General features: G+C 72.2%; 15 protein-coding genes and 1 tRNA gene. 5 read left to right on the forward strand and 11 right to left on the reverse strand.

What is annotated here, in order from left to right:
• Window positions 1-23: 23 nt before the first annotated feature.
• The 6 genes from ACESMR_RS17900 to surE all read right to left on the reverse strand — a co-directional run bounded on the left by ACESMR_RS17900 (window position 24) and on the right by surE (window position 6,354).
• The gene (locus ACESMR_RS17900) at window positions 24-1,460 is read right to left on the reverse strand and encodes a pseudouridine synthase (RefSeq protein ID WP_373048477.1); all 1,437 of its coding nucleotides are present in this window, start codon (window positions 1,458-1,460) and stop codon (window positions 24-26) included.
• A 61-nt stretch (window positions 1,461-1,521) separates the two neighbouring features.
• Window positions 1,522-2,925, reverse strand: coding sequence for an SMC-Scp complex subunit ScpB (gene scpB, locus ACESMR_RS17905; protein ID WP_373048478.1), 1,404 nt, complete (start codon window positions 2,923-2,925; stop codon window positions 1,522-1,524).
• Window positions 2,926-3,007: 82 nt separating this feature from the next.
• Window positions 3,008-3,862 (reverse strand): segregation and condensation protein A, encoded by an 855-nt coding sequence (locus ACESMR_RS17910; protein ID WP_373048479.1) that lies wholly within the window; start codon window positions 3,860-3,862, stop codon window positions 3,008-3,010.
• A gap of 14 nt (window positions 3,863-3,876) precedes the next feature.
• Window positions 3,877-4,530 (reverse strand): site-2 protease family protein, encoded by a 654-nt coding sequence (locus tag ACESMR_RS17915; RefSeq protein WP_373048480.1) that lies wholly within the window; start codon window positions 4,528-4,530, stop codon window positions 3,877-3,879.
• Between the two features lie 94 nt (window positions 4,531-4,624).
• Entirely contained in the window at window positions 4,625-5,449 is an 825-nt protein-coding gene (locus ACESMR_RS17920; RefSeq protein WP_373048481.1) for a M23 family metallopeptidase, read from the reverse strand.
• A 137-nt stretch (window positions 5,450-5,586) separates the two neighbouring features.
• Entirely contained in the window at window positions 5,587-6,354 is a 768-nt protein-coding gene (gene surE, locus ACESMR_RS17925; RefSeq protein ID WP_373048482.1) for a 5'/3'-nucleotidase SurE, read from the reverse strand.
• A 219-nt stretch (window positions 6,355-6,573) separates the two neighbouring features.
• Here surE and ACESMR_RS17930 point away from each other — a divergent pair, with 219 nt between their 5' ends.
• The 5 genes from ACESMR_RS17930 to ACESMR_RS17950 are packed head-to-tail and all read left to right on the forward strand — an operon-like array spanning window position 6,574 to window position 10,184.
• Window positions 6,574-7,122, forward strand: a complete 549-nt coding sequence (locus ACESMR_RS17930; protein WP_373048483.1) for a hypothetical protein — start codon at window positions 6,574-6,576, stop codon at window positions 7,120-7,122.
• A 2-nt stretch (window positions 7,123-7,124) separates the two neighbouring features.
• Window positions 7,125-7,496: a hypothetical protein gene (locus ACESMR_RS17935; RefSeq protein WP_373048484.1), complete on the forward strand. Its 372-nt coding sequence runs from the start codon at window positions 7,125-7,127 to the stop codon at window positions 7,494-7,496.
• 11 nt (window positions 7,497-7,507) lie between these two features.
• Entirely contained in the window at window positions 7,508-8,191 is a 684-nt protein-coding gene (locus ACESMR_RS17940) for a hypothetical protein (RefSeq protein WP_373048485.1), read from the forward strand.
• Window positions 8,192-8,199: 8 nt separating this feature from the next.
• Window positions 8,200-9,153, forward strand: coding sequence for a hypothetical protein (locus tag ACESMR_RS17945; RefSeq protein WP_373048486.1), 954 nt, complete (start codon window positions 8,200-8,202; stop codon window positions 9,151-9,153).
• Complete coding sequence (locus ACESMR_RS17950; protein WP_373048487.1) at window positions 9,150-10,184, forward strand: hypothetical protein; 1,035 nt, start codon at window positions 9,150-9,152, stop codon at window positions 10,182-10,184. The genes ACESMR_RS17945 and ACESMR_RS17950 overlap by 4 nt, the downstream gene beginning before the upstream one ends.
• Here ACESMR_RS17950 and ACESMR_RS17955 read toward each other — a convergent pair.
• The 5 genes from ACESMR_RS17955 to ACESMR_RS17975 form a co-directional block, all read right to left on the reverse strand.
• A tRNA-Pro gene (locus ACESMR_RS17955) sits at window positions 10,163-10,239 on the reverse strand. The two genes, ACESMR_RS17950 and ACESMR_RS17955, sit on opposite strands and share 22 nt — an antisense overlap.
• A 171-nt stretch (window positions 10,240-10,410) precedes the next feature.
• Window positions 10,411-10,731 carry an integration host factor subunit alpha gene (locus tag ACESMR_RS17960; RefSeq protein WP_373048488.1) on the reverse strand — a complete coding sequence of 107 codons (321 nt, stop codon included), beginning with the start codon at window positions 10,729-10,731 and terminating at the stop codon, window positions 10,411-10,413.
• Window positions 10,732-10,914: 183 nt separating this feature from the next.
• Complete coding sequence (locus tag ACESMR_RS17965; protein WP_373048489.1) at window positions 10,915-11,292, reverse strand: hypothetical protein; 378 nt, start codon at window positions 11,290-11,292, stop codon at window positions 10,915-10,917.
• A gap of 39 nt (window positions 11,293-11,331) precedes the next feature.
• Complete coding sequence (pheT, locus tag ACESMR_RS17970) at window positions 11,332-13,740, reverse strand: phenylalanine--tRNA ligase subunit beta (protein ID WP_373048490.1); 2,409 nt, start codon at window positions 13,738-13,740, stop codon at window positions 11,332-11,334.
• A 44-nt stretch (window positions 13,741-13,784) separates the two neighbouring features.
• The gene (locus ACESMR_RS17975; protein WP_373048491.1) at window positions 13,785-14,981 is read right to left on the reverse strand and encodes a phenylalanine--tRNA ligase subunit alpha; all 1,197 of its coding nucleotides are present in this window, start codon (window positions 14,979-14,981) and stop codon (window positions 13,785-13,787) included.
• Between the last annotated feature and the right edge of the window lie 38 nt (window positions 14,982-15,019).

Consider the following 15,019-nt stretch of genomic DNA (forward strand, 5'->3'; position numbering starts at 1 on the left):
CAACCCCCTTCTGCCGGATTGCTTCAGCGTCCGCGGCGCTGGCCGCCGCGCCCCCCCTCGCGAGAGGGCCCGCGGGCGGGTCCCCGGGGCCTGCCGCCGGACGAGCGGGGACCGCCGCCGGTCTGTGCGCCCCGAGCGCCGCGGGAGCCGCCGCCGGCGGCGCGGGCGCCACCCTGGGGACGACCGGCGCCGGGGCCGCGCTGCTTGCGCGGCGTTGCCGGTGCCTCGTACGAAGGCTCCTCGGCGAAGCCCTCCTCGTCGGCCCAGCGGGCGAAGCCCAGGCGCTCGCCACCAGCAGGCGTCTCGCCCCTGCTGCTGCGGGTGCCGGCCCCGCGATCGGCACCAAAGCCGCCACGGCCGCCGGCGCCGCGATCGGCAGCGAAGCCGCCACGGCCACTCGCGCCGCGCTCGCCACCGGCGCCACGGCCACTCGCGCCGCGCTCGGCACCGAAACCACCACGACCACCGGCACCGCGCTCGCCACCGGCACCACGGCCACCCGCACCGCGCTCGGCACCGAAGCCACCACGACCACCGGCACCGCGCTCGCCACCGGCGCCACGGCCACCCGCACCACGCTCGGCACCGAAGCCACCAGCGCCGCGCTCGGCGCCGAAGCCACTCCGGCCGCCGGTAACGTTGCGCCTGGGCGCCGTGCCGAGGATCGGGTTGCGAACCGCGCCCGCTCCTGCCCGGGGCCGCTTCCGCCGAATCCCACCAGGCGGCGGCGGTGCTTCCTTCTCCACCGCCTTGCGGAGCGCCTGCACCTCGAGGCGGCTCAGTGGCCGCACGTCGCCGGGCCGCAGCCCCGCGAAGCCGATCCCCGCGTAGTCGCTGCGGAAGAGCCGCACCACCGGGTGGCCCACCGCCTCGCAGAGCCGCTTCACCAGGTGGTGACGCCCCTCGGCGACCACCAGCCGGATCCACGTATTCTTCGGCGTGCGCTTCTCCCAGGTGGCCTCGATGGCCCGGGCCATGCCGTCCTCGAGGCGCACGCCCTCCCGCATCCGCTCCAGCACCGCGTCGGCAGGATCGCCCTTCACCTTGGCCAGGTAGGTGCGACGGACGCCCCAGCGCGGATGGGTGAGCTTGTGGGCCAGCTCGCCGTCGTTGGTGAGGAGGAGGACGCCCTCGGCGTCGTAGTCGAGGCGGCCCACCGGGTAGACCCGCTCGTTGACCCGGCGGAGGAGGTCGCCGACCGCCTGCCGGCCCTCGGGATCGGAGAGCGTGGTGACGACCCGCTCCGGCTTGTAGAGCACGTAGTAGGCGAGTTCCTCGGGCTCGGCGATGACCTGCTCGTCGACGCGGATCAGGTCGCGTCGCGGGTCGGCCCTGCTTCCCAGCTCGAGGACCTTCTTGCCGTTCACCTCGACCCGGCCGGCGAGGATGAGCTCCTCGGCAGCCCGCCGCGACGCGATACCGGAGCGGGAGAGGATTTTCTGCAGCCGTTCTTCGGCCATTTTCGGACTTCCTGTGCGGGCGCCTTCTCGGCGGCCGCGGTACGGGACCGGCCAGCCCTTGTCAGCTGGCGGCGCCCTCCGCCTCGGGAGGTGTTTCGGGCTCCTTCGGCGGGTTGATGGTCTGGGCGACGTCGCTCGCCTTCTGCTCGGCGTCGGCGAGGGCCTGCTCCAGCTCTGCCAGCGCCTGCTCGCTCTTGGCGACGCGCTCCTTCTCTGCCTCGAGGTAGGCCGGGTCGGTGAGCTCCGCCACGGTGCCGGCGATGCCCGCTGCCGCCTCGGGCCCCAGCTCCTCCTCGACGATCTGCACGCTCTCTTCGTTGAGCTCGTGGAACTCCCGCAGCGTCGGCAACGACGCGAGGTCCTTCAGCTGGAAGAACTCCAGGAACTCCCGGGACGTTCCGTAGAGCAGCGGACGGCCCACCTCGTCCTTCTTTCCGAGGATCTTGATCAGCTTCCAATCGAGGAGCGCCTTCACCACCGCGCCGCAATCGACGCCGCGGATGTCCTCGATCTCCGGCCGGGTCACCGGCTGGCGGTAGGCGATGATCGCCAGGGTCTCGAGAGCGGCGCGCGTGAGCCGGCGGGGCTTCACGTGGAGGAAGCGACGCACGAACTCCGCCGACTCCGGCGCGGTGCGGAGCTGCCAGGCTCCCGACACCTCGGAGAGCACGACGCCGGAGATCCCTTCGCGCAGCTCGCCGGCGAGGCGCTCCAGGGCGTCCTTGATCCGATGGGCCTCGAGGCCGCTCGCTGCGCGCATCTGCTCCACGGTGAGCGGCTTGTCGGAGACGAAGAGGAGCGAGTGGACCACGTGCCGCGCCTGGTCCTCGGTGAGCTTGCGGGCCTTGGCGGCGATCTTGTCGAACGAGCCCTGGAGATCCTCCTCGAGCTCGGCGATCTCGGCGGGGGTCTCCTCGTCCTCCCGCTCCTCCGCTGCCTGGGCGAGGGCCTCCTCCTCAGCGGTGGGGGCGTCCTCGGAGAGCTCGCGGGCCATCTCGGCCTGGAGCGCCGCGTCCTCCTCGGCACCGGCCTCGAAGGCAGCGACGTTGGCGTCCTCCACGGCGATCGGGTCGACCGCGGCAACGGCAACCTCCTCGACCTCGGCTTCCACCGCATCGAGGGCCTCGGCAGCAGCCTCGAGGGCGCCGTCCGCGTCGGCTTCGTCCGGCGCCTCGTGCGCCACCTCGTCGGCAGCGGCGACCTCGTCGGCGGCAGGCTCCTCCGCAGGCGCGTCTTCGGGCGCTTCCGCATGCACCGGGAGCGCATCCTCCGGCGCCGCCGCCTCGTCCAGCTCCGTCGCGAGCGCCTCCGCCTCGAGCGCCGCAGCCGCAGCGGCCTCGGCCGCCTCCTGGAGGAACGCTGCCGCGTCCTCGTCCACCGCGGCGGGGGTCCGCTCCTCCACGGCCTCCACCACCCGCCCACCCCGGCGGTTTTCGGCGTTGCGACGCGTCGTCTCGTTGCTCACGAATGCTCTCCCGGAAGGCACGAGGGTGTCGGCTTGCGAACGGGCCGCAAACTAGCAGAAGGGGCCGACACTGGGCACCCGATCAGCGGAAATCGTCCCGGATGTCGACGTCGTCGTCGCCGAGGCGCTCGGTCCGGCTGATCACGATGTCGCCGCCCCGCTCCTCCTGGAGGACCCGCACCAGCTTGAGCCGGGTCATCTCCAGCAGGCCGAGGAAGGTGGCGATCACGCGGTGGCGCTCGGTCATCCCCTCGAAGAGCTCGAAGAAGGTGACGTGATCCTTGCCCCGGAGCAGGTCGGCGATCCGGCTGATCGCGTCGGAGATCGAGACCCGCTCGAGCACCACCTGGTGCTGCTTCTCGGGCTTGAGGTTCTTGAGGACCTTGTCGAGCGCCTCGATCAGCTTGAAGACCGAGACCTCCTTGATCCCCAGCTCCCCCTCGGCGAAGGGCACCGCCTCCGCCCGCACCTGCCTGGTGAAGACGTCGCGCCCGAGGAGGTCCTGCCGGGCCAGGTCCTCCGCCGCGGCCTTGTACTTCTGGTACTCGAGGAGCCGCCGCACCAGCTCGGCGCGCGGATCGCCCTGCTCCTCCTCGCTCTCCTCCGGCGGGGTCTCGGGCCTGGGCAGCAGGAGTCGGCTCTTGATGTGGGCCAGCGTCGCCGCCATCACCAGAAACTCGCCGGCGATGTCGAGGTTGAGCTCCTTCATCCGCTCCAGGTACGCGAGGTACTCCTGGGTGACGAAGGCGATGGGGATGTCGAAGATGTCGAGCTTGTGCTCGCGGATGAGGTGGAGGAGGAGGTCCAGCGGACCTTCGAAGGTGGGCAGCGTGAGCGTGAAGGCCCGCGCCGCCACCACGAACTCGTGGGAGGGCTGCTCGCCGGCCTCGTCGACCTGCGCGGCCTTGCCGCGCCGACCCTTCACCACCTCGCCCACGGTCGTCCCCGCTCCTAGCCCGCGATCGCCGCGCTGAGGTGCATCAGCCACCCGCCCAGCCACATCATCGGCCTGTGGATCAGCCTTCCGCCGAAGAGGAAGACGCCGATGAGGAGCACCGGAGCGTACGGGAAGATCTTCTCGTAGGCCAGCGCCGTCCGCCGGGGGAGTAGGCCGAGGAGCACCTTGCTGCCGTCCAGGGGCGGGAGCGGGATCATGTTGAAGATCGCCAGCGCCAGGTTGAGCACCAGCATCGACTGGGCGAAGGCGTAGATCGCCTCGTTGGTCTGCCCGGCCCGCATGGCGAGGCCCATGCTGAGCGCCGCCCCCAGGGCGAGGAGCAGGTTGGAGACGGGCCCCGCCGCCGAGACGATCATCATCCCGGTCGACATCGTGACCTTGCGGGTGAAGCGGGTGGGCGTCACCGGCACCGGCTTGGCCCAGGCGAAGAAGACGCCCCCGGAGAAGATCACCTGCATCACCGGCAGCAGCACCGTACCGACCGGATCGATGTGGGGGATGGGGTTGAGCGTGAGCCGGCCCAGCCGCGCCGCCGTGTCGTCACCCAGGGCGTGGGCGGAGGCGGCGTGCGCCCACTCGTGCACCGTCAACGAGAGGAGCACGGGGATGAACCAGAGGACGAGGCTCTGCAGATCGGAGGCGTTCACCGGGAAGAGAACCGTTCTCGCGGCGGGAACCATCCCACCGCCGGAAAAGCGGGCTAGGTAGCAAGCGCCACGCAGGCAGTCAAACCGGCCTGGGTCAGGGCAGGAAGTCGAGCGGATCGTGGGGTTCGGTGCCCCGACGGACCTCGAAATGGCAATGGGGACCGGTCGCCCTGCCGGTGCGGCCCACCAGCGCCAGCGGCTGCCCCGCCTTCACCTCGGCGCCCTCCTGCACCAGGTTGCGCTGGTTGTGGGCGTAGATGGTGATCAGATCGCCCTGGTGGCGGAGGATCACGATGTTGCCGTAGCCGCGCTGGGTTCCGGCGAAGAGCACCACCCCGTCCGCCGCGGCGACGATCTTCGTCCCCTCGGGGGCGGCGATGTCGATGCCGTCGTGGCGGGTGGCGCCGCGGGGGCCGAAGCGGCTGTAGAGCACGCCCTGCACCGGCCAGCCGAGGATCGCGTTCTCCCGCTTGCCCCTGGCGGGTTCGCGGCGGGAGACGCTCGGCCGCACCTTCGGCCGGGACGTGGTGCGCCCCGGCGCCGCCGCGGCGCTCCCCTTGCGCTGCGGGATGACGAGTTCACGCCCCACTGCCAGCTGGGTGGGATCGGTGATCTCGTTGGCGTCTGCCACCTCGTCCGCCGAGAGGCCGTAGTGCAGAGCGATCCGGTAGAGGTTCTCCCCGCGCTGCACCACGTGGACGAGGCCGTCGCTGCCGTGGCCGCCGCCGCCCGTCGTCGACACCGGCGCCTTGCGCTCCGCCCCCGCGGAAGCGGATCCCGCACCGGCAGCGGTGGCGGCAGGCGCGGTGCCGGTATCCCGGGCCCAGGTCGCACGGGGCGGAACACAGCCGGTGATCGCCACCGCCGCGAGCGCGAGAAGGGAAAGCTGGCGCAGGCGGCCGTTCACCCTTCGGACCATGGATGCGGTGCTGTCGAGCGTCAAAGAAAGCGCTCCCGCCGCTTGTGGAAACCGCCTCCCCCTACCGCGTTCCGAAGGCCTCGGGCCAGCGGCTCGGATGTACAGGTGCCCCCCTTCACCACCCGAACGCCGCTGGTTCAGGTCGCCCGCTCGTCCGCGTCGAAGCCCGGCACGCTCCAGGCCCGCAGCTCGTCGAGGAGCTTGTACTCGGTGAGGTCGAGGTGGAGTGGCGTCACGCTGATCAGGCGCTCGCCGAAGACGGCGTTGCAGTCGGATCCCGGGATGTCGACGTGCTTCGATTCCGAGCCGCCGATCCAGTAGTACTTGCGGCCGCGGGGGTCGACGTTCTCCACCACCGCCGAGCCGTAGCTCCGCTTGCCCAGCTTGGTGAAGCGGTAGCCGCCTGCAGGATCCCGCGGCACGTTCACGTTGAGCAGCATGCCGCGGGGCAGCTTCCGCTCCGCCACCTCTGCGGCGAGCCCCGCTGCGAATTTCGCCGCGAAGGCGAAATCGAAGGTCTCCCTCGAGACCAGCGAAACGGCGATGGCCGGCACGCCGAGGAGCGCGCCCTCCATCGCCGCGGCGACGGTGCCCGAGTAGGTCACGTCGTCGGCGAGGTTGGCGCCGTAGTTGATCCCGGAGACCACCACGTCCGGCCGCCGGTCCTTGAGCAGATGGTGCAGGGCCAGGTAGACGCAATCGGTGGGGGTGCCGTCCACCGACCACCAATCGTCGGCCACCTCGTGGATCCGCAGGGGGCGGTGGAGGCTGATCGCGTGGCTGGCGGCGCTCTGCTCGCGGTCGGGCGCCACCACGCAGACCTCGCCGACCTCGGAGAGCGCCCGGGCCAGGGTGCGCAGGCCGTCGGACTGGATGCCGTCGTCGTTGGAGATGAGAAATCGCATCGGCGGCAAGGTAGGGCCTGCCCGCCGATCGGTCATGCCCTTTTCGCACGCCGGCCGCTCCGGGGGGCCGTGTTCGAACGATGAACGGCAGCGCCCTCTGCGGGAGGAGCGGCAGCGCTTCCCTGCCGGCCCGATCGTCCCTTTCCTCGTGGCGAGGCCGTCGTCGCCCGGGGGGGAAGGATGGAGCTGCTCACGCTGGGAGGAGTCCGGCGCACACCGGTGCGCTGCAGGAGGGTCGCCTCGAGCCCGCGCGATCCCGTATCGAGCTGGCTCGCGGGCTGCGGGCTGCATCCCGACGAGATCCCCGCGCCAGCGGTCGTCCTGGAGCGCGGCAGGCACTGCCTGCTGCCCCGGGAGCTCGAGCGCTTCGGATGCAGGCTGCTGCACACCCCTTCGCTCCCCACCTACAAGCGCTGGATCGGCGTCCCCGACCAGGCCTGCAGCAGCACGGCGCCGCAGCCGCCCGCCGGTCCCCCGGATGCCTCGGGTCCGGCGGCATTGCTCCAGGCGGCGCGGGCCTTCGTCTTCGGCGATTCGGTTGCCGCCTCAGCCTGGAAGCGGCCGATCGAGGAGCGGCTCGGGCCCTTTCCGCTCCTCGTGGTGCGGGCCTCCCGCCTCGAGATCGAGGCGGGCGCCACGCTCGTCGTCACCGGCACGCCAACGGCCCTCGCTGTCGACGAGGTGCTCCTCCACGCCGGCGGCCGGATCACGCTCCACGTCCCGGGGCACCTCGAGTTCGGCAGGCTCGTGAAGCAGGAGGCCGCCTGAAGATGGCCGCGCACAACGAACGTCGACGCTTCCTCCTCGGCGCAGCAGCGGCCCTCGGCGCCGCTGCCCTGCCCCGGCTCCCCACGCGCTCGGGAACGGCACCGCCCTCTGCTCCCGCGCCTGCTCCTGCTCCTGCTCCTGCCCCCGCGGGGGCGATGCCGGCGCGCGACCCCTCCAGCCCAGCGGCACCGCGTCCAAAACCCGCGCCCTGGCACGACGCGACGCCGATCGACACGGGAACCCGGCGGGTCGGCGCAGACGAGGCGATCCGCGTGGACGACGGCGCGGCGATCGACCGCCTCGAGCTGGCTGGCGGCGCGATCTTCCTCACCGGCGGCGCGGTCCGCATGGGCACGGTCGGCAGGACGTCCTGAGGGGAACGATCATGGCGGAGTGCACCGATCTCAATTGGCTGGGCGTGGACGGCAGCGACGGCGCCCATGGCGTCGCCGGCGCGGACGGAACGGCAGGGGCGGACGGCGCCCCGGGCTCGTGCAATTGGGCGTCGGGCTGCATCGCGAGCGGCACCGGCGGCGACGGAACGCCCGGCAGGCCCGGCGCGCCGGGCGGCATGGGCGGGGACGGCGAGGCCGCCCCCGACGCCACCTGCACCATCACCGAGCTGGTCGGCGAGGTGACCGTGCTCACCCGGGGCGGCTTCGGCGGCACCGGCGGCGACGGGGGCACCGGGGGGGACGGCGGCGCCGGCGGCAGGGGTGGAAACGGCGCGCGGCGGGGCCCCGACAGCGTGCCCGGCGCGCCCGGCGGAAGTGGCGGCCCGGGCGGCGACGGAGGAGACGGCGGCGCCGGCGGCGACGGAGGCCCCGGCGGCTTCATCGCGATCAGCTACGGCGGCACCGGCAGGATCCGGCCGCTCAACCCGACCTCCCGGGCGGGAACCGGCGGTGCCTTCGGCAGGCCCGGCGAGGGTGGAGCTGCTGGCCCCGGCGGCACGGAGGGTGGCGAACCGGGCCGCGAAGGCGCCGAGGGAACGCCGGGCGCGCAGGGGCAGGATGGACAGCCGGGCGCGCGGGGTGCTTTCGAGCTCACCCCGCTGCAGCAGGGATAGGAGGGGTGATGTGGTGGCGTGCCCTGTGGTCGGGACTGGTGGTGGTCGCTGGCGTCGCGGGCTGTTCGGAGGAGAAGGTGCAGGAGGAGGAGCCCTTCGTCCTCGAGGGCGCCTGGGTCACCTGGCACGACGAGCACGAGATCCGCGAGATCCGTGACGGCGCCGATCGGATCACGGCGGAGCTCTTCCGCCTCGAGATGATGGAGGACCTGCGCGGCGTGGCTCCCTGCGACCTCGACACCACTGGCCAGCTGCCCGAGGAGGTGCTCGCCTCCTTCGCCGGGACGTCCGAGGCCCTGGAGGCGGCGGCGGTGACGAGCTACCTCGCGTTCGATGAGCGGCAGGTGCTCATCACCACCCTCTACGACTTCACGCCCGTCCCCTTCGAGTGCGTGGTCGAGAAGAGCCGCCGCTACCTGCTCGAAGGGAAGGTCTTCACCCTCGACAGCGGCGAGACGCTGCTCTTCGAGAGCTCCGCCGCCGAGTCCTTCCGGCTCACCTACCTGGCGGACGGGGACACGGGACCCCTGCCGGAGCCGGAGAATCTCTTCGAGAGCTCCAGCGATTTCGACTGGATGTTCGTCCGCTGGATCGCCGACCGCAATCCGGAAGAGAGCTTCAGCATCCACCCGCTGAGCAAGCGGCTGCTCTTCGACACCATCCGGCAGGTCGCCACCACGGGAGACGAGGCCATTCCCTACCCGACCGTCTGCCGCACGAGCTGGACGGTTCCCGAGGCGCGGTTGCTCTGGCTCGACACCGGGGACCACAACGCCGGCACGCGGCTGCAGGGCGAAGTGATCCGCATGGATCTCGTGGAGGATCCGCGCAACGGCGAGGCCTGCAACGCCTGGCTCGCGACCTTCGAGGCGCAGCCGACCCTCGACTGGCGGGTCAGCGCCGGGGCCGATGGCACCCTGATCGTGAACGGGCACCTCTACCGCAGGGCTACCGGGCCGTGAGGGCGGGCGCCCTGCGCCGCCTGCTCGCCGCTTGCGGCGTGGAGGCGCCGGCGGAGGACTGGCTTCGCGAGACGCTCGGCACGGAGGAGCCGTCGCCGGGCTGCTCCACCCTGAACCACGATGGCGCGCCGGTGCAGGTCTGCTGCAGCGTCGGCGCCGGCGGCGAGCGGCGCCGCCTCGTCGTCGATCCGGGCTACGCTTGCGCGGATCGCTGGTCCCGCTACCACTTCGGCGCCGCCACCCTGCTCCGCCTCGCGCCCCCGTCGCTCCGGGATGCGCTCACGCAGCTGCTCGAGCGGGCAGGCCCCGCGGCGCCGGCTGAGCTGCGCCGCTCGCCGGGGGGGACGCTCTGGCTCGCCGGCCTGCCCGGGCAGGCGGGCATCGCCGCCTATCTCGATCTCGGCCGGGCGCAGGATCCCTGGTCGATCGCCGCGCGCTGGCTCGAGGAGGCCCTGCCCGATCCCGCTCCCGCGCAGGAGGCGATCGCCGCCCTGCGGCCGGTCGGCGTCCCTGCCAGCGTGGCCCTCGAGGGCAGCACGCCGGACGATCTACGGGCGAAGATCTACTGGCGGCTCGGGGCACCGGCGCTGCTGGGTCGTCTCGGGGGCGGGTGGTACGAGGACGCGATCTTCGCCCCCTTCCTCCGCGTGCTCCTCGGCGGCCGCGCCGTGCGGCTGCAGGGGCTGGTGCTCGGCCTGGGCTTCTCGGTGGCGACAGGCGCGCTGGCGGATCGGAAGATCGACGTCTGCTGCTGCCCGGCGTGCAGGCCGGGGGACGGGAAGGATCGACTGGCGGCCCTGGAGGAGGCGGTGGGCTTCGATCTGCTGCCGCTCGCCGAGCGGCTGGCCCGGCCCGGCGTCGAGCCGGCCTTCGTTGGCCTCGGCGCTTCCCGCGAGGGCGCCACGAGGCTCAACCTCTACCTCGCGCCAGCCCCGGGGCCGCGCTGGCGGAGCGATCCGGCCCCCGGAAAGTCGAAGGGCCCGAAGCTCGAAAGCTCCGGGCCCTTCGTTGGTCGGGGCGACTGGATTTGAACCAGCGACCACTTGCACCCCAAGCAAGTGCGCTACCAGGCTGCGCTACGCCCCGCCATCTACTGCACTGGGGTTCGAACGGCGGCGGTTGTAGGCGAGAGGCCCTCCCCGCGTCAAGGAAACAACGACGTGGCGCGCGGTTTTTGCCCGAGCGCTGCAGCCGCCAGGAACGGCAAAGGCCGGCCCGAAAGCCAGCCTCCGATCCCGTCGTTCCGCTTGCGCGCGCCTACTGCGCCCGCTCGACCTCGGCGCCGTCCTCGGACTCGCCGATCGTGCCGTTGAGGGCGTTCTTGAGGACCTGCGACGGCCGGAAGGTGAGCACCCGCCGCGCGGAGATCTCGATCTCCTCGCCGGTCTGGGGATTGCGCCCGACCCGCGAGTTCTTCTCGCGGACGATGAAGTTGCCGAAGCCCGAGACCTTGATCTTCTCGCCCCGCTCCAGCGTCTCTTTGACTGTGTCGAAGACGAGCTCCACGATCTCCGCCGACTCCTTCTTGGAGAAGCCGACCTTCTCGTAGACGCCCTCGATGATGTCCGCCTTGGTCATGGCTGCGAGCAACCCTCCGGAGCATGCCGGAATAAACAGCGATGCCGTCGTGTGAGGGCTGCGAGCGTGGCTTACCTGGCGGCTGGCTGTCAAGCGTGGGTGACGGCTTTCTCCAGCAGCAGCGCCCGTTTACGCGCCGCGCGGCCCTCGCCGAAACCCTTCTGCGAGGCCCCTGCACGGCGTTCAGGGGCCCGGCTGCCCGCCTGCGCCGCCCGGCGCCACCGGGCTCCCTTCCGGCTCGGAGAAGAGCCGGTCGAAGGCCTCCCAGGTCTCCCGCTCCTCGGGAGTCTCTCGCGCCGGGGCGAGGAAGACGTAGAGCCCGGTGAAGGTCCCGCCGAGGAGGATCCCCACCACCGCAAAGGCCACCGCCCACGACGAGGAGCGCGGCCGCGCGTGGTGGCGCAACCCCCAGATCCCCATCCCCAGCGCGGCGAGGGAGAGGAGCAGGCCGAGCCCCGGCACCCAGGCGAGGAGCACCGCGAGCAGCGCTACCGCGAGGGTGAAGCCGTGCCGCCAGTGGGGCCTCGCCTCCGCCCCGATCGCCGGATCCGTCTGCGCCATGGCGGGCAAGCTAAGCCGCCCGCCCGCCGTCGGCACGTATCAGCCTCGGAGCTCGGCGCCGACCTCGCGGGCCAGGGCCTGCACCAGCGCCCCGTGAACCCGGGTGATCTCCTCGTCGGTGAGGGTGCGCTCCGGCGCCCGGTAGCGGATGGCGAAGGCGAGGTTCTTGCGGCCTTCGCCGAGCTGCGGCCCCTGGTAGACGTCGAAGAGCTCCACGCCCTCGACCAGCCCCTCGCCTGCGGGGCCGCGGAGCACCGCCTCGATCCGCGCCGCGGAGACCTCCACCGGCACCACGACTGCCAGGTCCCGGAGCACCGCCGGGAAGCGGGGCACGCCGGTGAACCGGGGCAGCAGGTGGGCCGCCTCGACCAGCGCGTCGAATTCGAGCTCGAAGACGAAGACGCCGCGGGGCAGATCGAAGGACTCGGCCACCACCGGGTGGAGCTCGCCGAGCTGCCCCACCGCCCGCTCGCCCGCCATCACCACGCAGGCCGAGCGCGGGTGGAGCCACGTCGCGTCGCCAGCCTCCCAGCGCACGCCGACGACGCCCAGCGAGGCGAGCATCGTCTCGAGGATCCCCTTGGCATCGAAGAAATCGACGGGCTGCGCGCCTTCCGCCCAATTGGCGGGGCGGCGGTTCCCGGCGAGGAGGCCCGCCACGCGCACCGGCTCCCGAACCGGCGCGTCGCGGGTGCCCTCGGGAAGGAAGGCGGGCCCGATCTCGTAGAGGCGCAGATCCTCCACCTGCCGGTTCCGGTTGAAGGCGGCGTTGCGCAGCAGCCCGGCGACGAGTCCGGTCCGCATCACGCTCTGGGTCTCGGTGAGCGGGTTGCGCAGCGGCAGCGCGGCAGGCGCCTTGCCCCCGGGCACCAGCGCCGCGAGGTCCTTCGGATCGACGAAGGCGTAGTTGAGCACCTCGTCGAGGCCGGCCCCCGCGAAGATCTCCCGTAGCGCTGCCTGGACCCGCTGCGCCTTCGTCGGCTGCGCTGCCTCCGCCGCGGCGGAGGGCAGCGCCGTCGGTACCGTGGCGTAGCCGCGGATCCGGGCGACCTCCTCGATCAGATCGGCCTCGCGGCCCACGTCGGTGCGGAAGGTCGGGACGGCGAAGCGCGCGCCCTGCCCGTCCTCGGCGACCAGCCCGAAGCCGAGGTCGAGGAGGATCCGGCGCGATTCCTCCGCGGGAACCTCGACGCCGAGGAGCTCGCCCACCCGCTTCCACCGCAGCGCCACCTGCGCCGGCTCCCGACTGCCCGGGAACTCGTCGACGACGCCGGGCCGCACCTCGCCGCCGGCGAGCTGCTGGATCAACGCCGCCGCCCGATCGATGGCGAAGCGGACCGCCTCGATGTCGGCCCCGCGCTCGAAGCGATGCGAGGACTCGGTGTGGAGGCCGTGCCGCTTGGAGGAGCGGCGCACGCCCGTGGGCTGGAACCACGCGCTCTCGATCAGCACCCGCGTGGTGCCCTCGCCCACTTCGGCGTCGGCGCCGCCCATCACGCCGGCGAGGACCAGGGCCCGCTCGCCGTCGGCGATGACCAGATCCTCGGGGACGAGCGTGCGCTCCTTCTCGTCGAGGGTGACCAGCTTCTCGCCGGCCTCGGCGGTGCGAACCACGATCCTCCCGCCGCGGACCTTGTCGAGGTCGAAGGCATGGAGGGGATGGCCCGTCTCGAGGAGCACGTAGTTGGTGACGTCGATCACGTTGCCGAGGGCGCGCACGCCGCACGCGGTGAGCCGCTGCTGCATCCACTGCGGCGAGGCGCCGAAGCGCACGCCCTCCACCACGCGGGCGGCGTATCGGCCGCAGCGGGCGGGATCGCGGATCTCCACCGCAACGAGATCGCTGGCGGGGGTTCCGCTCTCCTGCGGCGCCGCAGCGGGCATCCGCAGCTTCGTGCCGGTGAGGGCCACCAGCTCCCTGGCGACGCCCAGGTGCGAGAGCCAGTCGGGGCGGTTGGGCGTGGCGTTCAGGGTGAGCACGACGTCGTCGAGGCCGAGGTGCTCGGTGATCGCCTGCCCCACCGGCGCGTTCTCCTCGAGGAGCAGGAGACCGGCGCTCTCCTCGGAGACGCCCAGCTCCTTCGCGGAGCAGAGCATGCCGGCGGACTCGACCCCGCGGAGCTTGCGCCGCTCGATCCGCATCCCGTTGGGAAGCTCCGCGCCGAGGAGCGCGGTGGGCACCTTGGCGCCGACACCGTAGTTGGCCGCGCCGCAGACGATGGAGAGGAGCTCGCCCTGCCCCGCGTCCACCTTGCAGAGGTTGAGCTTGTCGGAGCCTTCCACCGGCTCCTTGGAGACCACCTGCCCGACCACGACGTGGCCGAGGCCCTCGCCACGGCGCTCGATCGCCTCGACCTCGAGGCCTGCGTGGGTGAGGAGCTCCGCCAGCCGGTCCACCGGCGGCATCTGCTCCACGAGATCGGACAGCCATTTGTAGGAAATCTGCATGTTCGCTCCGCGCGCCGCTCGAAGGCGCAGCGTGGGCTTTCGGATCAGAACTGGGCGAGGAAACGGGCGTCGTTCTCGAAGAGCAGGCGCAAATCGTCGATGCCGTAGCGCAGCATCGCGATCCGCTCGACACCGAGGCCGAAGGCGAAGCCGCTGAATTCGTCGGGATCGTAACCGGCGCTCTCGAAGACGTTGGGATGGACCATGCCGGCGCCGAGCACCTCGAGCCAGCCGGTGCCCTTGCAGACCCGGCACATCTGGCCCTCGGCGCCCTTGCCCGCGGCCTCGCCAGCAGGCGGCACGCCGATCGATTCGGTGGGCCGCAGCGGATCCGGCGCCGGGACCGCGAGCTTCATCCGCTCCGCCCGCTGCGCAGGCGCGCGGCCGGTGCCGCCGCAGATCACGCAGGAGATGTCCACCTCGGCGGAAGGCTCGGTGAAGGGGAAGTAGCTCGGCCGGAAGCGCGTCTTCATGTCGCCGCCGAAGAAGCCCTTCACGAAGGCGTCGAGGGTCCCCTTGAGCTCCGCGAAGGTGACGCCGCGATCGACGTAGAGGCACTCGATCTGGTGGAACATCGGCGAGTGGGTCTGGTCGCTGTCGCAGCGGTAGACGCGCCCCGGGGCGATCACCCGCACCGGCGGCTGCTTGCCGAGCATGGTCCGGACCTGCACCGGCGAGGTATGGGTGCGCAGCAGCACCTCGCCAGGCGGCACCGTCCCCGGCGGCAGCACCGAGTCGTCCACGAAGAAGGTGTCCTGCATGTCGCGCGCAGGGTGGTCCTTCGGGAAGTTGAGCGCCTCGAAGTTGTAGTAGTCGAGCTCGACCTCGGGACCGCTCGCCACCGAGAAGCCCATCCGCGTGAAGACCGCGATCATGTCCTCGAGGGTCTGCGAGAGCGGGTGGCGCCTGCCGCGCCGCACCGCGCGCCCGGGGAGGGTCACGTCGATGCGCGGGCCCGCGAGCTCCGCCTCGAGCTTCGCCCTGCCGAGGGCGTCCTTGCGTGCGGTGAGGGCGCCCTCCACCGCAGCGACCGCGTCGTTCACGGCCTCGCCGAAGGGCTTCTTCAGCTGCGGCGGGAGCTTGCCGATGCTCTTGCGCAGCGCGGAAACGCTGCCGCTCTTGCCCAGGTACTCGACCCGCGCCGCTTCCAGCGCCTTCTCGTCCTCGGCCCGCTCGATGGCGGCGAGGGCGGCGTCGCGCGCCGCAGCGATCTCGGAGAGCTGTTCGCTCGTAAGTTCCATGGTGCCCTGCACTACCGCTTCCGCTTGGGCGGACGCCA

It is taken from the genome of Vulgatibacter sp. (assembly GCF_041687135.1).
GTDB lineage: Bacteria > Myxococcota > Myxococcia > Myxococcales > Vulgatibacteraceae > JAWLCN01.